The 20,163-nt window shown below is 62.7% G+C and carries 17 protein-coding genes; 8 read left to right on the top strand and 9 right to left on the bottom strand.

The features are described from left to right. The first annotated feature begins 4 nt into the window (after positions 1–4). Entirely contained in the window at positions 5–1,018 is a 1,014-nt protein-coding gene (locus PWM43_RS10470) for a helix-turn-helix domain-containing protein (protein ID WP_289842450.1), read from the top strand. Positions 1,019–1,163: 145 nt separating this feature from the next. Here the strand turns inward: PWM43_RS10470 and PWM43_RS10465 are convergent, their stop codons facing one another. From PWM43_RS10465 to PWM43_RS10455, 3 genes are all read right to left on the bottom strand, one after another. Next, a complete protein-coding gene (locus tag PWM43_RS10465) occupies positions 1,164–1,454 on the bottom strand; it encodes a putative quinol monooxygenase (RefSeq protein WP_289842449.1) in 291 nt (96 codons plus the stop codon). 152 nt (positions 1,455–1,606) lie between these two features. Continuing rightward, entirely contained in the window at positions 1,607–2,092 is a 486-nt protein-coding gene (locus PWM43_RS10460) for a VOC family protein (RefSeq protein WP_289842448.1), read from the bottom strand. A 75-nt stretch (positions 2,093–2,167) separates the two neighbouring features. Continuing rightward, entirely contained in the window at positions 2,168–3,040 is an 873-nt protein-coding gene (locus PWM43_RS10455; protein WP_289842447.1) for a TauD/TfdA dioxygenase family protein, read from the bottom strand. A 229-nt stretch (positions 3,041–3,269) separates the two neighbouring features. Between PWM43_RS10455 and ygiD the strand changes: the two genes are divergently transcribed. From ygiD to PWM43_RS10440, 3 genes are read left to right on the top strand one after another with little or no spacing between them, the layout of a single operon-like run. Further along, entirely contained in the window at positions 3,270–4,073 is an 804-nt protein-coding gene (gene ygiD / locus PWM43_RS10450; protein ID WP_289842446.1) for a 4,5-DOPA-extradiol-dioxygenase, read from the top strand. A gap of 14 nt (positions 4,074–4,087) precedes the next feature. Further along, positions 4,088–4,606, top strand: coding sequence for a flavin reductase (locus PWM43_RS10445; RefSeq protein WP_289842445.1), 519 nt, complete (start codon positions 4,088–4,090; stop codon positions 4,604–4,606). A gap of 8 nt (positions 4,607–4,614) precedes the next feature. Beyond that, entirely contained in the window at positions 4,615–5,244 is a 630-nt protein-coding gene (locus PWM43_RS10440) for a nitroreductase family protein (RefSeq protein WP_289842444.1), read from the top strand. An 80-nt stretch (positions 5,245–5,324) separates the two neighbouring features. Here the strand turns inward: PWM43_RS10440 and PWM43_RS10435 are convergent, their stop codons facing one another. The 6 genes from PWM43_RS10435 to PWM43_RS10410 form a co-directional block, all read right to left on the bottom strand. Beyond that, positions 5,325–6,353: an MYG1 family protein gene (locus PWM43_RS10435; protein ID WP_289842443.1), complete on the bottom strand. Its 1,029-nt coding sequence runs from the start codon at positions 6,351–6,353 to the stop codon at positions 5,325–5,327. A 149-nt stretch (positions 6,354–6,502) separates the two neighbouring features. After that, on the bottom strand, positions 6,503–8,629 hold the full coding sequence (locus PWM43_RS10430; protein ID WP_289842442.1) for a M3 family metallopeptidase: 2,127 nt from the start codon (positions 8,627–8,629) through the stop codon (positions 6,503–6,505). Between the two features lie 173 nt (positions 8,630–8,802). Then, positions 8,803–9,909 carry a glycerophosphodiester phosphodiesterase gene (locus tag PWM43_RS10425; RefSeq protein WP_289842441.1) on the bottom strand — a complete coding sequence of 369 codons (1,107 nt, stop codon included), beginning with the start codon at positions 9,907–9,909 and terminating at the stop codon, positions 8,803–8,805. A gap of 11 nt (positions 9,910–9,920) precedes the next feature. Further along, complete coding sequence (locus tag PWM43_RS10420; protein WP_289842440.1) at positions 9,921–12,326, bottom strand: TonB-dependent receptor; 2,406 nt, start codon at positions 12,324–12,326, stop codon at positions 9,921–9,923. A 118-nt stretch (positions 12,327–12,444) separates the two neighbouring features. Next, positions 12,445–13,245, bottom strand: a complete 801-nt coding sequence (hutG, locus tag PWM43_RS10415; RefSeq protein ID WP_289842439.1) for an N-formylglutamate deformylase — start codon at positions 13,243–13,245, stop codon at positions 12,445–12,447. A gap of 16 nt (positions 13,246–13,261) precedes the next feature. Next, positions 13,262–14,635, bottom strand: coding sequence for a formimidoylglutamate deiminase (locus PWM43_RS10410; protein ID WP_289842438.1), 1,374 nt, complete (start codon positions 14,633–14,635; stop codon positions 13,262–13,264). A 110-nt stretch (positions 14,636–14,745) separates the two neighbouring features. On the opposite strand from PWM43_RS10410, the gene hutI reads away from it, so the two are divergent. From hutI to hutH, 4 genes are all read left to right on the top strand, one after another. Continuing rightward, positions 14,746–15,990, top strand: a complete 1,245-nt coding sequence (hutI, locus tag PWM43_RS10405; protein WP_289842437.1) for an imidazolonepropionase — start codon at positions 14,746–14,748, stop codon at positions 15,988–15,990. Between the two features lie 67 nt (positions 15,991–16,057). Continuing rightward, positions 16,058–16,783 carry a histidine utilization repressor gene (gene hutC / locus PWM43_RS10400; protein WP_289842436.1) on the top strand — a complete coding sequence of 242 codons (726 nt, stop codon included), beginning with the start codon at positions 16,058–16,060 and terminating at the stop codon, positions 16,781–16,783. Positions 16,784–16,924: 141 nt separating this feature from the next. Beyond that, a complete protein-coding gene (hutU, locus tag PWM43_RS10395) occupies positions 16,925–18,610 on the top strand; it encodes a urocanate hydratase (protein WP_289842435.1) in 1,686 nt (561 codons plus the stop codon). Positions 18,611–18,615: 5 nt separating this feature from the next. After that, on the top strand, positions 18,616–20,163 hold the full coding sequence (hutH, locus tag PWM43_RS10390) for a histidine ammonia-lyase (protein WP_289842434.1): 1,548 nt from the start codon (positions 18,616–18,618) through the stop codon (positions 20,161–20,163).

The following is a 20,163-nucleotide window of genomic DNA, read 5'->3' as shown; positions in this document are numbered from 1 at the left end:
CAAAGTGCAACCCTGGACATTCGACCTTGCAGATCATGCGGATCAGCCCGCCGCGACGGTCTGGCGACAGACGCTGGCGCGGCTCTCTCTTCCGGAAGCGACACTGCTCACACCCACCGACACCGAACGTCGCGCGGACCCGCGCCAGAGAACGATCGGACGCGTCACCCAGGTCATCACCCCACTGGGCATCGAAATGACGCGCCTGACCGGATCGCCGCAGCGGATCGCCGGACGTTATTCGGCGCAGACGGACGGTGTCTGGCTGGCGATCCTGCTCTCGGAAGGCGACACGTCCGACGGGCCGACGGCAACCCTGGCGTCGAATGGCAAGAGCTGGCCGCTGGTTGCGGGCGCGATCGGTTGCGGCCCTCTGGCCGCCGATGCCGTCCTGACATTGCCACGCTCGTTCTCGATGCTTTATGTGCGGCTCCCGAGACTGGCCCTCCATTTCCGGCTTCTCGCGCCGACACCCCTGCGTGTCGGCGTGCTGGACCCGACGCCGGGAATCCGACGCGTTCTCGCCGGATTTCTCCAGTCCCTCGGTCAGTCCCTGGATGCCATGGATACACGCCAGCTTCGCACCATCGAGCTGGCGCTGTCGGAACTGCTGATCGGCTGCGTTCTGAGCGACCCGGCTTATGGCGGCGGCGATCCGCCACTCAATCGCCGCATCGCCGCCATGCACAGTCTCTGTCAGCTCATCGAATCGGAACTCACCGATCCCGATCTGACCATGACGGCCATCGCCCGCAAGCACGGCATCTCGCCGCGTGGATTGCAGAAACTCTTTGCCGCGACAGGACAGAATTTCAGTCAGTATCTCCGGCAGCGCCGTCTCGCGCGCTGTCACGACGACCTCGCAAGCCCGCTTTCCGCCCATCTCTCCATCTCGGAGATCTGTTTCCGCTGGGGTTTCAACGACGCGGCCCATTTCAGCCGCAGCTTCCGACAGGCCTATGACCTGACGCCGCGCGAATGGCGGCGTCAGGCGACGGGTATCGTCGCGGAGGAATAAAGCGTGCATGGGCTGGAACCAGCACCTGACGGTGACCTCATCGGCCTCCCTGAAGCGGCCATACGCCCGGCATGGCGCGCTCCCCACACATCGAAAAGAGACCTCGATAAAAAAACGAGACTTGGAGGTCGTAAAGAACGACGGATCAGACAGGCGTCAGGAAAACGACCTTTGAAGCTCCGCCTTCGACCAGGGTTTCGATCGCCTTGTTGAAGCGCGCGCCGTGAGCCATGCCCATATGGGCTTCGAAGGCCGCTTCGTCGCGATAGGTTTCCTCGACATGAAAAGCCGCCGGGTCCGCGCTCAGTCGATAGGCTACGAAGCGGACATTCCCAGGCTCCGCCCGCACATGAACGGTGAGTTCAGCCAGAAGCCGGGCGACGACGTCCTCCTGACCCGACAAGGCACGCATCGTCGCATATAACGTCTTTTCCATATCCGCTCTCACTTTATCCAAGACCCGCTCGCCGGGTTCTTTTCGGTTTTAAGTGAAAATCACGCCGTCTCCTCCTCAACACTCCTCGATCACCGGCACAACAGGAAGCCGGAAAAGACAAAAAAGGGAGGCCGGAGCCTCCCCTGCCGGGCCTATTCGCGCGTATAATGATCTGGAATGGCGGGATCAGATCCGGCTTTGCCCCATAGAAGGATTTCGTTCCCCCAAGGGTCCATGAACGCGTGGTTGTAGCCATTGAACGTGGACCAGTAATGATCACGCCACAGCTCCGTGGCCCCGCGCGCAACAGCTTCCGTGAGAATGCGTTCAGGCGTGTCGTCATCGCCGATCAGAAGCCAGACACGCGGTTTGCGTCCCTCATGAGACAAGGCCCGGGGCGCGACACCCTCGGGCTGTGGATGGGGCCGCGCATTATCGGCCTTGAAAATTCCGATATGCAGATTGCCGATTTCGCTGTCGGTTCCATCGGGATTGCGGAATTGTCCGCCCGGCACCATCCGATGGTAAAGACCTTCCGGCTTCGGGTCGTTCCGCCATCCAAACACTTCGGAATAAAATTTTGCCGCCGCCGACGGATCGTCAGCAGGAATATCGACGAAAATCAGTGTATCAGGCATAAAATCCCATCCCAACGAAACGCTGGCCATTCCATGATCGGCGGCCAGTCATGAAACCTGCCGAAAGTCCGTCGCTCAGGTGGGGCGATCGCCTTTCACCCACAGACGATGCATCGTCCGTATATATTTCCTGTCGTCGAACAGCGTGCCCGTATGAAGCGTGCAGCGGTTATCCCACATCAGGAGATCGCCTACCTGCCACTTATGGCGGTAAACGAATTCCTCGCCCGTCATGAACGCCACCAGCTCATCGAGGATCGACAGATCCTTCGGGTCGTCCTGCCCGGAGATCTCCGTCACCGTGCCCGTCGAAGGCCAGAGCGCGCGCCGACCATCCTTGGGATGAACGCGGATCAGGGGATGGACGACATCGGGATTGTCGCGGATCTGCTCGGGGGTCAGTTCGCGGCGCTGATGCTCGCGGGTTTCCATGAAATGCCGATAGGAGTGATGCAGCCTGAGCTTTTCGAGCGCGTCACGACGCTCGGCCGGAAGGGCCTCATAGGCGGCCACGCCGTCGGCAATCAGCGTATCGCTTCCCTCCGCCGGCACTTCGACCGCGTAAAGCATCGTGCTCATGACCGGCTCTTCCTTGTAGGAATAGTCGGTGTGCCAACCCACCCCGTCATTGTGAGCGCCGATCGGGCGACCGTTCTCGATCCGGTTGGACAGCACGTAGATTTCCGGAAAGCCGGGAAGCGTGAAGTCCTGGATCGTATGTCCCTCCGGCGTTCCGACGCGACGGATAAACCGCATCAGATCCGCCGGGTCGAGCTTCTGCCCGCGTAGAAGAAGCGCGCCATGCCGATTGAACGCGTCCACGGCTTCGTCCAGTGTGGCGTCATCGGCTGTGGCGATATCAAGCCCGATGATTTCCGCCCCGAAACCGGAGCCCGGCTTGAGCGGTGCAATGCGAAGAGCTGTCTGGGTTGCCATCGAGTCCGCCATCTTCTGCTTCTCCTCTGGACGTCGCCGCGACGTGCGTCACATGTTGTCGTTTCGATCTAGACATTGTTCCGGCATCGCCGCTTGCCTGAATGCGACGCAGACTATCATGGAAAAGCAAGTTGCATTCACGGTCACATCAAGACACTTGGCACGCCCGCCGCGCCACAGTCATGCTATTTCAAGAGCCTTCAGGGGCCTTTATGAAACGCAAAAGGAACGATCCATGCGGATGCCTGTCATATTTTTCGGACATGGAAGCCCGGCCATCGCCTTGCAGGACAACGCAACCACACAGCTCTGGCGACGCCTCGCCCTGCGGATCGAGCGCGATTACGGTCGACCACGCGCCATCCTTTCCATCTCGGCCCACTGGCTGACACGCGGCGTCGGCGTAACGGCCATGGCGCATCCAAAAACCATTCACGATTTCGGCCGCTCGCTGCCCGGCCCGCTGTTCGATATCCAATATCCCGCACCGGGCAGCCCTGAAGTCGCCCGTGAGGTCGCCGCTCTTCTGGCGCCGGAACATGTTGTCCTCGATGAAGGTGGCTGGGGTCTGGATCACGGAACGTGGTCCGTCCTGTGCAAAGCGTGGCCCGATGCTGATATTCCCGTCGTGCAACTCAGCCTTGATGCCCGGCGCTCACCCCGGGATCATTACGCCCTGGCCCGGAAATTGCTGCCGCTGCGAGACGCGGGCGTGCTCGTCATCGGCACGGGCAATATCGTGCATAACCTGCCGCGCATGAACTGGGGCTCGCAGAACTGCGCCCCCTATCCCTGGGCCAGAACGTTCGACGACCATATCGTCAACGCCATCGCCACCAGAGACATTGACGGTGTGGTCGATTACGAGGTGCTCGGGGACGCGGCCACGCTCTCCGTCCCCTCACCAGACCATTACTGGCCGTTGCTCTACACGCTGGGCGCGACCACCGCTGCCGACCGTCCCGATTTCGAGCCGCGGCACATCGAGCATGGCTCCCTCAGCATGACCAGCGTCGCCTGGTGGCCCGATGAAGCCGCTTCATGACAGGAGACAATCTTATGTCCGCTCCGCCCCCGGATATTTCGGTCGACGCTTTCCGCGCCGCCATGAGCCGGCTCGGGGCCCCCGTGGTGGTGGTGACCACCGATGGGCCGGAAGGGCGACACGGTCTCACGGTGTCCGCCGTATGCAGCGTCAGCGATACGCCGCCCACGCTCCTGGTCTGCCTGAATCGCACCAATCGTTCTTATACGGCTTTCGCCGGCAATCATGTGCTGGGCTTCAACATTCTCGGTGAAGGCGATCAGGCTCTCGCCGCCGCCTTTGCCAGTTCCCGCCTGCAGCCGGAAGAACGCTTTGCCCACGGCACGTGGCATCAGGCCTTGACCGGCGCGCCCCTGCTGGACCGGGCCGTGGTCTCTCTCGACTGCACGGTCGAAGCCGTTCATGTTTCCGGCACCCATGATGTCCTGATGTGTCATGTGAAGGCCATTCGGCATGGGGCTGATGACATTGACCTCCTGACGTGGTTCGATCGACGCTTCCACGCTCTGCCCCGAACAAAAACCACGGAGTGACCCACCGCATGACCAAGGCCCCTTCCCGCGCCGCTCTCTCTTCGGCGGCACCATTCATCCTCGACCGCTGGTCGCCACGCGCGTTCGAAGTCGCCTCCATGACGCAGGACGAGCTTCTGGCGCTCCTGGAAGCCGGACGATGGGCGCCGTCGGCCTATAACAGCCAGCCCTGGCGCTTCTTGTATGCACGCCGCGACACGCCAGACTGGGAGCGCTTCCTGTCGTGGCTGATCCCGTTCAACCAGTCCTGGGCAATGAATGCCTCGGCGATCGTCTACATTGCCTCACGCAGCGTCACCACATCGTCCAGCAGCCCCGAGCCACGCCCGGCGCCGACCCATGCGTTCGATGCCGGGGCGGCCAGTGTCCTGATCCAGCTTCAGGCCAGCCAGGCCGGTTGGGCCACCCACCCGGTGAGTGGCTTCGATCATGACCTTGCACGTGCCGGGCTGGAATTACCCGAGGAGTATGCCCTCAACGCCGCGCTGGTCATCGGCAAGCAGGGCGACCCCAGCGTCCTGCCGGAAGGTCTGAGCGCGCGCGAAGCGCCATCCGATCGCCTGCCGCTCGAATCCGTATCCTTCGAGGGCCGGTTTCAGATACCCGCGCTCTGGAACAGAGCCAAGCCAGCGTCCTGATTCGCAGAGTGGCGACCCGCAATCGCCACTCAATCTATGCGTCGTGCCGATCTCTGGCCAATTTCCCCACCCAAATTGCGTCAGGTGGCGGCAGCCTTCTCGGCTTCGTCGATCTGCAGGGCCAGACGCGCCATTTTCAGCGCGCCTTCCCGGCTGGCCGCGCCACAGATGAAGCGCGCCGGGTGGGCGAAGACCGCGTCGGGCACACCCGATACCTCTGCGAGCGCCTTTCCATCCAGCCCGCGCCACGCTTCAGGCAGAGACACGCGCTGGCCGAACTCTCCCCGTGTCGGCGGCACCGCTTTCACGTTCCAACGGTCAGGCGAGGCCGGAGACACCACGTAAACCACCGGGAGATCCCGCGCGAAGATCACCTTCTCCGTGGGCATGCCGGTGTCCATGACGAGGATACGCTTATCCTCGGCCGCCTCATACGCGGCCACAACCCGGCTTTCGGCTTTCAAGCTGGCACGCACCCGGTCCACCATATTGACCAGATGCCGCTCCACCGCCGTAGCGGCATTTGCGAACCCAAGAGATTCCCTCTTCTGCGCCTCGGCAACGCCATACAGCTCCGCCGTATCCCATGCAGGACTACAGGCCGATACAATATCCGCCAGCGAAAGCTTGCCCATCTTCACAACGCCGTTGTCGTCCTGATCGACGGGCAGGATCAGCGCCCGGTCGAGCGTCTCCCAGATCGAGGACACCGTGTTTTCGTCAGCTTGCGTCTGGAGAATGTTGCGGATGGCGGCATGACCGTAATCCTTCCACAAAAGCCCCGCAGCACTGTAAGGCGTGCCGTCCGCGCGCAGCGGCTTGTCCTTCATGTGATGGTCGTAACGGCCTTTCGCGGGTTCATGGACGCCCCCCACATCGAACACGATATCGGCCGCCGCGATGCGCTCCGGCGCGCGCGTGCGCTCGAACGTCAGCCTGTCCGCGCCCGCCTCGCCGAGAACGCGGCCCCGCAGATCCCCCTGCGGAGCCAGGGCATAATGGAGGATGACATAGCCCAGCGTCTCATCGACGTGGAAATTCCCCGAATGGGTCAGAGCCCTGACGATCGTCGTGGCATTCTCAAGACCGATGGGCGTGTGCGCTGACATGTAAAACCTGCTTGCAGACTGAGGGGGCGTCGAATGGTGTCCCTCATGCCGCACGGATCACGACGAGACAATAAACTTCTTGCACGCCGCAATCCGCCGACGCGCGTCACCCTACACCTGCCGGGCGCGCCGAACACCTTCAGCCACTTTTACGGCGCTACCTCCCCCAGCCCACGATGGGCAAGCATCGGGCCGATATCCGGGTCCTTGCCATAGAAAGCACGGAACATCGGCCCGTAATCCATCGTATGGCCCCTGGAGAGAATCATGTCGCGGAACCGCTGCCCGTTCGCCCGCGTCAGCCCCCCGTGCTGCTGGAACCACGAGAACGCGTCCTGATCCAGCATTTCCGTCCAGAGATAAGCGTAGTAACCGGCAGCGTATCCGTTCCCCCAGATATGCAGAAAATAGCTCGACCGGTACCGGGGCGGCACATCCGTGACATCCAGCCCGGTCTCCGCGAGGGCCCTGGCTTCGAAAGCATCGACGTCCTGACGCGGCGCGGTGCCGGGCAATGCGTGCCATTTCATATCCAGCTGCGCCGCCGCCACGACCTCGCCGAGCGCAAAGCCCTGGTTGAAATGCGCCGATTTGCGGATCTTGGCCGCGAGCGCCTCGGGCATCGCGGCCCCGGTTTTATAATGACGGGCATAATGCGCCAGAACCTTGGGATCGGTCGCCCAGTTTTCGTTGAACTGCGAGGGAAACTCGACGAAATCCCGCGCCACGCTGGTGCCGGAAAGCATCGGATAGGTCTGGCTGGCGAACAGCCCGTGCAACGCATGGCCGAATTCATGGAACATGGTCGTCACGTCCGAAGACGTGATGAGTTGGGGCTGCCCCGGCGCGGCCTTGGTGAAATTCGCGACATTGCAGATCACCGGGCGTGTGCCCAGAAGGCTGGACTGTCCGACCATATTGGTCATCCACGCGCCGCCGAACTTATTATCGCGCTTGAAGTAATCGAAATACATCAGCCCGAGCGGCGAGCCATCCTTGTCCGTCACTTCAAAAACCATGACATCGGGATTGTAAACCGGAATATCGGACCGCTGTCGGAACGTGATCCCATAAAGCTGGTTCGCGGCATAGAACACGCCGTCCCGCAGGACCGTGTCGAGTTCGAAATAGGGCTTCACCTCATCCTGGTTGAGATCATATTTCTCACGGCGGACCTGTTCGGAATAATAGGCCCAGTCCCACGGGCGGAGCGTCAAATCCTTCCCGTCCTTTCGCATGGCCGTTTGCAGAACAGCAGCCTCCCGCTTCTGTGCCGCCGCCGTTGCCGGAACGAGTTTCCGCATGAACGTCTCGACGGCCTGCGGCGTCCTGGCCATCTGGTCGTAGAGCGTATAGCTGGCAAAGTCCGGATAGCCGAAAAGAGCAGCCTTTTGCGCACGAAGCTGGGCAAGTTCGGAGATGATGGCGCGCGTGTCGTTGGCATCGCCTTTTTCGGCACGCGTCCAGCTTTGCTGGAACAGCGTCTGTCGGGTCTCCCGACGGTTCAGCGATGACAGGGCCGGTTGCTGGGTCGTGTTCTGCAAAGGCACGACCCATTTGCCGGTCAGTTTTCTCGCTTCCGCAGCCTTGCTGGCAGAGGCCACTTCGCCCGCGTCGAGACCGGCCAGGGCCTGCGCGCTGTCCACGACCAGAGCCGCATCGCGCGCGCTGGCGACGAGTTTCTGGGCGTACAGCGTCTCAAGCGTCGATATTCGCGTGTTCAGCGCTTCCAGCCGCCGTTTATCGGGCGCCGACAACAGCGCTCCCGCATGAACGAACTGCTGATAATAGACCTCGAGGAGCATCGCCTGCTCGTCATTGAGCGACAGGGTGGCGCGCCTGTCGTACAGCGTCTTTACGCGCTGGAACAATCGCGCGTTGAGATAAACGCTGTCCCAATGCTGCGACAGACGCGGCGCCTCAGAGCTCTGAACCCCATTCAGCGCATCGTCGCCATTGGCCTGGTACACCGCGAAGAACGTCTCTCCCACGCGGTCGAGCAGACGCCCCGAACGTTCCATCGCAATGATCGTGTTCTCGAAATCGGGCGCCGCGCGACTATCGGCGATCGCCTGGATTTCGCGCAGGTGATCCGCCATGCCCTTCTCGAAAGCGGGCGCGTAGTCACTATCCCTGATCTGATCAAAACGCGGCGCCTGAAACGGGAGGGTGCTCGCGCTGAAAAGCGGGTTCGTCCCGGCGGCCCGTGCGTTGACGGCCATGAGAGATATGACCGAGAGCGCGCACGCCGCGTGCGCCCTGAACCTGTAAACCATGCAACTTCACCCGTTCGACGACAATCCGTTCCGGAACCTATGAAGTTCGTCACGAAGCGTCAAACGCCGCGGCCGCCGACAGGGGAAACATACCTCTCCAAACTCAGGATCGGCGGGAGATCTGCCATATTCCGGACGTTACAGCCTTCCGCCGCACGGTGTAAAAACCCCTGTCAGAGGGTCCCATCGACGGCAACGCGCCCCAGCGCCGGATCATCGGTGAAGAAGCCGTCAATCCCCATGTCCAGATAGCGGCGCAGTTCCGCGATCATCCCGTCCGGATTGCGGGCCATATCGCCAGCCGCGTTCCGCAGCTGGACCGGAAGAAAAAGGTTTTCGGGCCGCGCCGTGTAGGAATGAACCAGCAGACCAGCCTGATGCGCGTCTGTCACCAGTGTCGTCGGTTCAAGCCATGCGCCCCTGGCGTCACGGGGAATAAGATCCGTGTTGGACGGACCGATGACGTCGGCATAGCGACGCACCTCGGCCAGGCCGCGCGGCGTCATGAGGTCCGCGAATGTCGTGGATTTTCCGGCCTTGAGAAGATCGGGCGGCACGGCCTTGCGCTCTCCCATCAGCAGCATCAGCCGCGCCTGCGGGTTGATCGCCAGAATGTCCGCACGGATGCGCCGGAGATTGCCCGTCTCGAAAGACTGGACTTCGAGCGGAGCCTGTCGCGTGTATTCGTGGGCGGCGATCGTGCGCAGGAAAGCCGCCTCGGGGTCCAGACCCAGGCTGTGGAAATGCGTGGAATTCTTGATCTCGGGCACCAGACCGAAAACCCGTCCCGTCGCGGCGGACTGGGCGGCCACCTGCTCGATGACTTCCTCGAACGTCGGAATTTCAAAATGATCGTTATAGCGCGTGTTGTGGACGCGGATCTGCGCCAGACGTTCGCGGGCGCGCAGGGTCTTGAGTTCGGAGAGCGTGAAATCCGTCGTGAACCAGCCCGTCTCGTTCCGGCCGTCGATTTCGACGGTGCGTCGGCGGGACGCGAACTCCGGATGATCCGCCACATCGGTCGTGTCCGCGATATTGCTTTCATGCCGGACGACCAGATGGCCGTCCCTGGTCATGACGAGGTCCGGCTCGATGAAATCGGCCCCGTCCATCATCGCCCGCGCGTAAGAAGCGAGCGTGTGCTCCGGCCGCAGCGCCGAAGCGCCGCGATGCGCGAAGACCAGAGGCTTCGGAGCCAATGTGGGAGCCGCTTTCGCACGACCCTGCGGGACGCAGAGAGCCGTCGCCAGAAGAGCCAGGGAATGGCGGCGTGTCAGCATCGTTTCGCCTTTCAGAGAGACGCGCTCAGGGTCAGGAAGAACATGCGCGGCGCAATCGGATAGGCCGAGAACTGACCCGATGTCTGCGTCGCATTGATCGTCGACCAGCCCTTGGTATTGGTCAGGTTCGTGATGTTACCCTGAACCTTCAGGGCCGCGATATGGGGGATATGGTGGAACGTGTATCCCGCATTGATGCTGAACTGCGCATAGGGCGCGGCCCACATGTCGTTGGTGTACGTGGCGTAACGCTTGCCGATCACGTCTCCGACGAACTGACCATAGGCATTTCCCCAGTTGGTGGAAAAGACGAATTTCTCCGACCAGTCCGGCATGCCAACAACGTTTTTACCCGCCGTCTGGATGATCGTTTTCCCGTTGCCGTAGTTATCGTTATAGATCGACTTGTTGTACGACAGCGCGTTGTAGAGAGAGAAATGCGGGCCGAAATGGGTGGTGAAGGAGAAATCCATGCCATCCGTCGTGACCGAGCCCACATTGGCAAGCGTCGTCGCCGAACCGATGATAGAAGACAGCGTCTGCGTGGTCGCGATCGCCAGGAGACGGTTCGAAAAATGGACGTGGTAGTATTCGACCTGACCCTCGATATCCGTCAGCGGGCCGAGATTGACGTGACGATGCTCGCGCAGACCCGTTTCATAGGTCCAGGACGTCTCGGGCTTGCCGTGCTGCTTGAACTCTTCGAAAGCCGCCTGGCTGGTGGCGCCCCAGGGCGTCGCGTTGCCGTAACCCGCATCCTGATAGGACCGCATGTTTTCCTGGATATTGGCGAACCACTGCTCATTGGGCGTGATATTCCAGACCGCGCCGAAAGCCGGCAGGAACGGCTTGGCCGCATCGATTTCCCCGCCGGGCGCCGTGACAGCGTAAGACGGCGAAAGAGAGCCCGGCTTGGCTGCGACCGGCAGAGTGCCGTTGGTGTAGACGAGTTCGGATTTGAAACCCGCCATCAACGAGAAGTTCTTCGTGATTTTCCAGGTATCCTGAAGGTGTGTCACGAAAGTATTGGTATAGAAATTATTGGTATACTGGTGGATCAGAGGATCCTGCTGGCGCTCATAGGGCGTCGTGGGATTATCAGCGTCCAGCGCATACCACCGGCGCGCCTGCGTGTTGTTGTTGCGCTCATACCAGCCGCCCAGCTCGATCGAGTGATTGCCGAGGTGATAGCGCAACGCGGAGGTGATGCCACCGCGATTGTCCCAGTATTCGGTCGTGCGGGTCGCGTAGCCCGAGCCGCCGAAAACCGTGTTCAGCTCCTGGCCGGGGAAATATGCCGCGAAAAGCGTCGGCAGGCCCGCGGCCGTGATCGGACCGGCCACCACGCCTTCGCCGAGATCGTGATGATAATAGATCGTATTGTCCCAGTGCAGGTTCTCGCTGAAATCATGCGTCCACTTCGCATAGGCGAGGAAATCCTCGCGCTGTGCGGCGGAATAATAATTGCGATAATTCAGACCGGCATTTTTATAGGCAGCCGAATTGATATAATTCTTCGCGTAATTGAAATCAGGATAGGTAAACGGGCGCACATAGGTCCCATAACCCTGTGGCAGCGTAACGCTATCCTCGTTCGGCTCGACTTTCTGCGACCAGTCGAAGAACGCCGAAACATGGTCGCGCTCGCTGTTATGCACGAATTTCGCGTTGACCTGATAACCACCCTGATGCCCGGCGAAATCCCACGCACGGGCGTCCTGGCGCACGAACGATACATAGGCCGAGTTGCCATTGCCGAAATCGCCCGTATCGACCCGCGCGAAGGTGCGGAACGTGGACCAGCTGCCAAAGACCTGCTCGATCTGCGCGCCGCGCTGGTGCAGCGGATCCTGTGTCGTGAACTGAAGCGTTCCACCCAGATTGGACGTCGAGGCCGTGCCCAGCGCGCCCGCGCCACTTGAAACCGACGCCGACCCGACATTTTCGCTGATCACCGCGCGCTGCGGCGAAAGCCCGTTATAATTGCCATAGGCCTGGTCGCCGAGCGGAACGCCATCCAGCGTATAACCCAGCTGGTTCTGGTTGAAACCGTGAACGTAGAGCGAGGAATTCTGCTCGTTATTTCCCCAGGGGTCCGCATCGTTGAACACGACGCCGGGAAGAATCTCCAGGGCCTTGACCGGGTTGACGCCGGGCAGGAGGCGCTGGATCTGCACATGACCCAGGGCCTGCTCGGACCGGGTGCGGCGTGCCGTGATCACAAGCTGCTCACTGCCACCGGCAAGGGCCGCGGCCTTGGCTTTATGCTGAGAGGCTGGCGTCTTTTTGCTCGTTGCCGGAGCCTGGACCAGGGGTCGAGCCGGTGACTTGGCCGGGGCGGCAAGAGCCGTGGCCACGGCCAGCGGCGAGCAGAAAACCGCCAGAAAGAGTCGAAAACCCAGCGAAGAGTGCGGCATGATGATCTTTCCGTAACGTGGCGGGTCGAGACGGGCGGAACCTAGTCGCAACTTCGTGATCGGTGTGTGAAGCTCCGATGAACGGTTTATGACAGAAGTATGACAGAGCCTTTACGGTTTAGGGACGCCACGCCTTCGCCTGGCGCAGAAAACCGGCCACGATCCCGGCCATATCCCGCAGCTTCGTTTCGCTGATCGGCCAGGGCGCGCGCTGCCCGTCGAGATATACATTCTGCGCCTTTTCAAGCTGGATCGCATGCAGTCCTTCCGGTGGCCGACCATAATGCCGCGTCGTGTAACCCCCCTTGAAACGTCCGTTGAGCACATGCGTATAACGCACCTGCTTCCCGACGCTTTCCATGATCGGAGCCATCAGCGAGGGATCGCAGGACGCGCCTTCATTGGTCCCGAAATTGAGGTCCGGGAGCCGTCCCTCGAACAGGCGCGGGATCTCGTCGCGGATGGAATGCCCGTCCCACAGCACGGCCCATCCCCAGCGCGCTTTCAGCCGCGCCAGTTCTTCCGCGACGGCGTCATGGTAAGGCTGCCAGTACGCCAGGCGTCGCGCCGCGATTTCCGCCTCATCCGGCGCTTCACCTTCGCGGTAGATGGGCTCTCCATCGAATGTGAGTTCCGGCACGAGACCGGTCTTGGGGCGGCCGGGATAGAGCGTCGCATCATCGGCGCCCCGGTTCAGATCGATCACGTAGCGCGAGTAATTGGCCCGCAATACGCCAATACCGAGAGCGAACGCGCCCGCGTAAAGCCGCTCCATATACCAGTCGGTATCCGGCAGGGCCGCGCCTGTGTCCGTCATCCGTCCGGCCATGCCGGGCATGAGCGCCGTTCCGGCGTGAGGGATGGTGACCAGAACGGGCGCATCACCGCGCGCGAAGCTGAAAACCGGAAGCTCGGACATGGATTCTTCCTTCCTCTCAGGAACGCAGATGGCGGATCGCGGCCCGGAACGCCGCGGAAATCTCGTCTTCACGGACGTGACGACCCTCCCGCACGACCCAGTCTCCACCACATAATACATTATGGGCCGGGAAAGCGGCACGCGCGAAAACCAGGCTGTCGAGCACGGCATCCCCCCGCAGGTCCGGCAGCGGGAGCGCCGCTTCGCGCACGACACACAGATCCGCGCGCTGTCCGACGGCAAGCGCCCCGCCCCCATGCCCGCAGGCCAGCGACCCGCCTTTCAGGGACGCGTCATAAAGATAACGCCCGACAGACCCCTTCTCGTCGCCCGGCAGCGCAAGACACCGCTTCCGGGCCGAAAGCCGCTGCCCGTATTCCAGCAGACGAAGCTCCTCATTCGCGCTGGCCAGAACATTGCTGTCCGTCCCGATACCGAAGCGCCCACCGGCATCGATGAAATCGACCAGCGGGAAGAGACCGTCTCCCAGATTAGCCTCCGTGATCGGACAAAGCCCCGCGACCGCGCCCGAAGCGGCGAAACGACGCGTCTCGCCAGGGTCCAGATGCGTGGCATGGACGAGGCACCAGCGCGCATCGACCGCGATTTCATCCAGCAGCCACGCCACCGGACGACGGCCCAGAAACTCCACGCAATCCGCGACTTCCCGTTGCTGTTCGGCAATATGAATATGGATGGGAACATCCTGGGGGACGAGCGCCAGCATGGCGATGATGTCCTCGCGATTGACGGCGCGGAGGGAGTGCAGCCCCACACCGACATGGACCCGGCCGTTGTCGCGATGCGCGGCTGCGATGTCCGTCATGATCCCGACGATGAAATCGGGCGCGCTTTCAAAGCGCTTCTGTTCCGGGGCGAGCGGCCGACCGAACCCGGCGCGGCGATAGAGCGTGGGCAGCAGCGTCATGCCGATCCCCGCTTCGCCCGCGCCGTCCACAACGCTGAAAGCCATCTCCGCCGGGCGGTCATAAGGTCGGCCATCCGGCGCGCGATGGAGATAGTGAAACTCCGCCACCTGCGTGAAACCCGCCTTGAGCATTTCCATGTAAAGCTGGGCCGCGATCGCCCGCATGCCGTCCGGATCGATGCGCGAGGCCAGCGCGTACATCTGCTCGCGCCATGTCCAGAATGAATCCGCAGGATCGCGACGCGTTTCCGTCAGCCCCGCCATGGCGCGCTGGAAGGCATGCGAATGTAGGCTCGGCAGCGGAGGCAGGACGATATCGGCGCGCTCGTCCGCGGGATGCGCAGCGACACCGGCATCGATCGCGGTGAAGCGGCCGCCCGAAAATTCGAGGCGGACATCGGAACGCCAGCCGCCCGGCAACAGGGCCTGGCGGGCAAAAACGGAGCGCGTCGGTGAGGACATGGAGCCGCCTGTCAATCAATGTCGAGGGAATTGTCGTTGCACGGTGACGACGCAAGAACTAGACATGTATATATGTTATTGGTCAAGACCCCGAAATGACGGAGAGGCGCATGTGGGAGCGGTTGTGGATTGACGTTCATCTGGCAACCGACGCCCACGGCACCGGACAGCCGGGCGGCGATGATTTCGGGATCGTACGGAACGGCGCCATCGCCGCGAACCAGGGAAAAATCGTCTGGGTCGGCCGTCAGGCGGATCTGCCCGCCGCGCCGGAAACCCTCGCCAGCGAAGTGATTTCCGGCCAGGGCGGCTGGATGACCGCCGGGCTGGTCGACCCGCATACCCATCTCGTTTTCGGTGGCGATCGCAGCGCGGAATTCGCCGAGCGACTGCAAGGCGTGTCCTATCAGGACATCGCGCGACGCGGCGGCGGTATCCTCTCGACCGTGCGGGCAACGCGGGAGGCGAGCGAGGCGGAGCTTCTGGCCCTCACCCTCAAACGCGCACGCCGCCTCATCACCAATGGCGTGACCACGGTGGAAATCAAGTCGGGCTATGGCCTGACGCTGGACGACGAACTCAAACAGCTTCGCGTCGCACGCGCCGTCAGCGAACATCTGCCGATCCGCGTGCACACCACCTTTCTCGGAGCGCATGCCCTGCCTCCCGAGTTTGCCGGACGCCAGGGCGACTACGTCACCCATCTCTGCGAGACGATGCTGCCGGCCGTGGCCGACGCAGGGCTGGCCGACAGCGTGGACGCCTTTTGCGAAACCATCGCGTTCCAGCCCGCCGAAGTTGAGCGCATCTTCGAGGCCGCCCGCCGCTGGAATCTCCCCCTGCGTCTGCATGCCGACCAGATGTCCGATCTCGGCGGCGGCCATCTCGCGGCAAGATGGGGGGCGCTATCGGCCGATCATGTCGAATATGCCAGCGAAGCCAGCGTCGCGGCCATGGCGGAATCCGGGACCGTCGCCATGCTGCTTCCCGGCGCGTTTTATTTCGTGCGTGAACATCAGCTTCCACCGGTCGCGCTGTTCCGCAAGCATGGCGTGCCCATGGGCCTCGCCACGGATTGCAATCCCGGCACATCGCCCGTTCTCTCGCCGACCGGCGTGATGAACATGGCCTGCACGCTCTTCCGTCTGACCCCCGGCGAGACTCTTGCCGGGCACACCCACATCGCAGCCAGGGCGCTTGGGCTGGATGGCGCTGTCGGCCGTCTGGCACCCGGCATGGCCGCCGACATGGCGCTCTGGAACGTGTCGGGTCCACATGAACTGTCCTACTGGATCGGCGGCGTCGTTCCGGTGACACGCATTTTCGGCGGCGTTCCGGACGGAAGCGTAACGTAAGATATGGATACGCCCACATGGTTCATGCCAGTATAGACATCTGCCGTTTAAAATAAGGTAAAGCTCAGTGGCGACAACTTTGGGAAAAGACAGACCTGCGGCCCGTTATGAACAGGTAAAGTTGTATATCACTGAACGCATCGAAACCGGCGAATGGGGCGTCGGCCACCGCCTCCCATCGGAAAGCGAACTTGTCGAAATCCTCGGCGTCTCGCGCATGACCGTTCATCGCGCGCTGCGCGAACTGACCGTCGATGGCGTGGTGACGCGCGCCCAGGGCGTCGGCACCTTCGTGGCCGAACCGGCGCAGCGCGTCGAACTTCTGGAACTGCGTGATATCGCCGATGACATCGTCTCCAACGGCCATGTTCACAGCACGCGCATCATAACGCTGGACTCCATTCGCGCCGACAGCGACCTCGCCATGGCTTTCGGGCAGCGTCCCGGCGCGCGGCTTTTTCATTCCATCATCGTCCATTACGAAGACGGAACGCCGCTTCAGGTTGAAGAACGTTTCGTATCTCCCCATTTCGCGCCGGATTATCTGGATCAGGACTTTACCCTGACGCATCCGCACCGGCACCTCTCGGCCATCGCCCATCCCGAGGAAATCGAGCATGTCGTCTTCGCGGTCACGCCGAGCCTCGACATCTGCACCCTGCTCGACCTCGACGAGCCGGAAGCCTGCCTGCAACTCATGCGCCGCACCTGGGTGGACGGCCGCGTCGTGATGAAAGGCGTCTTCACCTATTCCGGCAGCCGCTACAGCTTCGTGGGTCGCTACCGCCCGTAGGGCTTCCAAAAACGCGCCTGTGACCGGACATGCGTTCAAGGCTAGGCGACTCGATACGCTTTGCTGACGATTTCCCGTTGACAAGAAGCGGGAGGCTGCGGCACTCCTTGATGTATATACAAGTACAGTCAGGGTAGTGTCATGAGCAGTCCGACCTTTTCCCGTCTCTCCAATGATCGCGTCATCCGCGCCGATCACGGCTCCGATCTGACGGCCAAAAGCTGGCAGACAGAAGCCGCGCTGCGCATGCTGATGAACAACCTCGACCCGGAAGTCGCCGAAAAGCCTTCGGAACTGGTTGTCTATGGCGGCATCGGTCGCGCGGCGCGCAACTGGGAATGCTACGATCAGATCGTCAACAGCCTCCGGGCGCTGGAAAGCGACGAGACCCTGCTCGTGCAGTCCGGCAAGCCGGTCGGCGTGTTCCGCACTCACCCGAACGCCCCGCGCGTGCTGATCGCCAATTCCAACCTCGTTCCGCATTGGGCGAACTGGGACAAGTTCAACGAACTCGATCGCGCCGGACTGATGATGTACGGCCAGATGACCGCCGGATCGTGGATCTATATCGGAACGCAGGGCATCGTTCAGGGCACGTATGAGACCTTCGTCGAAATGGGCCGTCAATATTACGGCGGCGATCTCAAGGGCCGATGGATTCTGACCGGCGGCCTCGGCGGCATGAGCGGCGCGCAGCCGCTGGCCGCCGTCATGGCGGGCGCTTCGCTGCTCGCCGTCGAGTGCGAACCGGGCCGCATCGAAAAGCGCCTCCAGACGGGCTATCTCGATCGCCGCGTGGACACGCTGGATGAGGCCCTCGAAATCATCGACGCCGCCTGCAAGAGCGGCAACCCCGTCTCGGTCGGCCTGCTCGGCAACGCCGCCGAGATCTTTCCCGAACTCGTCCGACGCGGCATCCGCCCCGATGGCGTGACGGACCAGACCTCCGCGCACGACCCGCTCAATGGCTATCTTCCCGCCGGATGGACGCTCGACAAGGCCGCGAAGATGCGCGTGACCGACCCTGCCGCCGTCGAGAAGGCCGCCAAGGAGTCCATGCGCCTGCATGTCGAAGCCATGGTGGCCTTTCACCGCATGGGCATCCCTACTTTCGACTACGGCAACAACATCCGCCAGATGGCTTTCGAGGTCGGCTGCGAGGACGCGTTCGCCTTCCCCGGCTTCGTGCCCGCTTATATCCGCCCGCTTTTCTGCCGTGGCATCGGCCCGTTCCGCTGGGCCGCATTGTCCGGCGATCCGGAGGACATCTTCAAGACCGACGCCAAGGTCAAGGAACTGCTGCCGGACGACAAGCATCTCCACAACTGGCTCGACATGGCGCGCGAGAAGATCCACTTCCAGGGTCTGCCGTCGCGCATCTGCTGGGTCGGTCTGGGCGACCGCCATCGCCTCGGCCTCGCTTTCAATGAGATGGTGGCCAAGGGTGAACTCAAGGCCCCGATCGTCATTGGACGCGACCATCTCGACAGCGGCTCGGTCGCCAGCCCCAACCGAGAAACCGAAGCCATGCGCGACGGCTCGGACGCCGTGTCCGACTGGCCGCTGCTCAATGCGCTGCTGAACACGGCCTCGGGCGCGACCTGGGTTTCGCTGCATCATGGCGGCGGCGTCGGCATGGGCTTTTCGCAGCATTCCGGCATGGTCATCGTCGCCGACGGCACCGAGGACGCGGCCGGGCGTCTAGAGCGCGTGTTGTGGAACGATCCCGGCACCGGCGTCATGCGCCATGCCGATGCGGGCTATGACATCGCGATTGACTGCGCCCACGAAAAGGGCCTCAACCTCCCCATGATCACCAAAGGCTGACGGCCATGACGCAGACACTCGTTCTCCACCCCGGCCAGCTCGATCTCGCGACACTGCGCGACTTCGTCTTCACCACGCCGCGCGTGACTCTCAGCCCGGACACGGCCGAGGTGCTTCATGCCGCCGCGCGTTCGGTGGAGCGCATCGTCGCCGGGGGCGCCGCAGTCTATGGAGTGAATACCGGCTTCGGCAAGCTCGCCAAGACGCGCATTCCCGATGACCGCCTGCGCGACCTCCAGCGCAATCTCGTGCTCAGCCACGCGGCCGGCATCGGCAAGCCGCTGCCCGAGCGCGTGGTGCGGCTAATTCTCCTGCTCAAGGCCAACGGCCTGGCGCGCGGCTTTTCCGGCGTGCGGCTGGAAGTGGTCCAGATCCTGCTGGACATGCTGGATCGCGGCGTCATCCCGGTCATTCCGGAAAAAGGCTCGGTCGGCGCTTCGGGCGATCTGGCCCCGCTGGCCCATATGTCCGCTGTCGTGATCGGCGAGGGCGAGGCGTTCTTTGATGGCAGGCGTCTGCCGGGCCGCGAGGCCCTGCGCGCCGCCGGGCTGGAGCCGGTCGAACTCGGCCCCAAGGAAGGCCTCGCGCTGCTGAACGGCACGCAGGCCTCGACATCGCTGGCCCTCGTCGCGCTGTTCGATGCCGAGCGCCTGTTCCAGGCCGCGCTCGTGACCGGCTCCCTGACGCTCGACGCCGCGCGCGGCACGGATGCACCGTTCGATCCGCGCCTGCACGCGCTGCGCGGCCAGCAGGGACAGATCGAATGCGCGGCGGTCTATCGCAAGCTCATGGAAGGTTCCGCCATCCGCGTCTCCCATCAGGTCGATGACGAGCGCGTGCAGGACCCTTACTGCCTGCGCTGCCAGCCGCAGGTCATGGGGGCCGTGCTCGACAACCTGCGTCAGGTCGCCCGCGTTCTGCTGATCGAAGCGAATGCGGTCTCGGACAACCCGATCCATTTCCCCGAAACGGACGAAATGATCTCCGGCGGCAATTTCCATGCCGAACCCGTGGCCATCGCCGCCGATCTGCTCGCAATCGCGGTGTCGGAGATCGGCGCCATCGCCGAGCGCCGCCTGGCCCTGCTGGTCGATCCGAGCATGAGTGGCCTGCCGCCCTTCCTCGTCAATGACAGCGGCGTCAATTCCGGTTTCATGATCGCGCAGGTGACCGCCGCGGCACTGGCGTCCGAAAACAAGACGCTCGCCCATCCGGCCAGCGTGGACAGCCTGCCGACCTCGGCCAATCAGGAAGACCATGTGTCGATGGCCACGTTCGCGGCCCGTCGCGTCGGAGATATCAACGCCAATGTGCGGACCATCCTCGGGATCGAATATCTCGCCGCCGTGCAGGGCCTCGACTTCCTGGCGCCGCTGACATCCTCGTCGCCTCTGGCGGCGGCGGCGGCCCTGCTGCGCGAACATGTGCCGTTCTACGCGCAGGACCGGCTCTTCACACCGGACATGGAAGTGGCGGACGGCCTGATCGCCGACGGTGCGCTGACGCGCGTCACCGCCGATACGCTCGCCCTGCCCGGCGTCGAGGCCGCGTAA

Source organism: Brytella acorum (genome assembly GCF_029309905.1).
GTDB lineage: Bacteria > Pseudomonadota > Alphaproteobacteria > Acetobacterales > Acetobacteraceae > Brytella > Brytella acorum.
The sequence above is the reverse complement of the archived record's forward strand: the minus strand, read 5'-3'. Positions and strand labels throughout refer to the sequence as shown.

Bases quoted from the DNA above. Each gene is read 5' to 3' on its own strand.
- PWM43_RS10465 (WP_289842449.1), bottom strand. From the start codon at position 1,454: ATGGAAAAGACGTTATATGCGACGATGCGTGCCTTGTCGGGTCAGGAG.
- PWM43_RS10460 (WP_289842448.1), bottom strand. From the start codon at position 2,092: ATGCCTGATACACTGATTTTCGTCGATATTCCTGCTGACGATCCGTCG.
- PWM43_RS10455 (WP_289842447.1), bottom strand. From the start codon at position 3,040: ATGGCGGACTCGATGGCAACCCAGACAGCTCTTCGCATTGCACCGCTC.
- ygiD (WP_289842446.1), top strand. From the start codon at position 3,270: ATGCCTGTCATATTTTTCGGACATGGAAGCCCGGCCATCGCCTTGCAG.
- PWM43_RS10445 (WP_289842445.1), top strand. From the start codon at position 4,088: ATGTCCGCTCCGCCCCCGGATATTTCGGTCGACGCTTTCCGCGCCGCC.
- PWM43_RS10440 (WP_289842444.1), top strand. From the start codon at position 4,615: ATGACCAAGGCCCCTTCCCGCGCCGCTCTCTCTTCGGCGGCACCATTC.
- PWM43_RS10435 (WP_289842443.1), bottom strand. From the start codon at position 6,353: ATGTCAGCGCACACGCCCATCGGTCTTGAGAATGCCACGACGATCGTC.
- PWM43_RS10430 (WP_289842442.1), bottom strand. From the start codon at position 8,629: ATGGTTTACAGGTTCAGGGCGCACGCGGCGTGCGCGCTCTCGGTCATA.
- PWM43_RS10425 (WP_289842441.1), bottom strand. From the start codon at position 9,909: ATGCTGACACGCCGCCATTCCCTGGCTCTTCTGGCGACGGCTCTCTGC.
- PWM43_RS10420 (WP_289842440.1), bottom strand. From the start codon at position 12,326: ATGCCGCACTCTTCGCTGGGTTTTCGACTCTTTCTGGCGGTTTTCTGC.
- hutG (WP_289842439.1), bottom strand. From the start codon at position 13,245: ATGTCCGAGCTTCCGGTTTTCAGCTTCGCGCGCGGTGATGCGCCCGTT.
- PWM43_RS10410 (WP_289842438.1), bottom strand. From the start codon at position 14,635: ATGTCCTCACCGACGCGCTCCGTTTTTGCCCGCCAGGCCCTGTTGCCG.
- hutI (WP_289842437.1), top strand. From the start codon at position 14,746: ATGTGGGAGCGGTTGTGGATTGACGTTCATCTGGCAACCGACGCCCAC.
- hutU (WP_289842435.1), top strand. From the start codon at position 16,925: ATGAGCAGTCCGACCTTTTCCCGTCTCTCCAATGATCGCGTCATCCGC.
- hutH (WP_289842434.1), top strand. From the start codon at position 18,616: ATGACGCAGACACTCGTTCTCCACCCCGGCCAGCTCGATCTCGCGACA.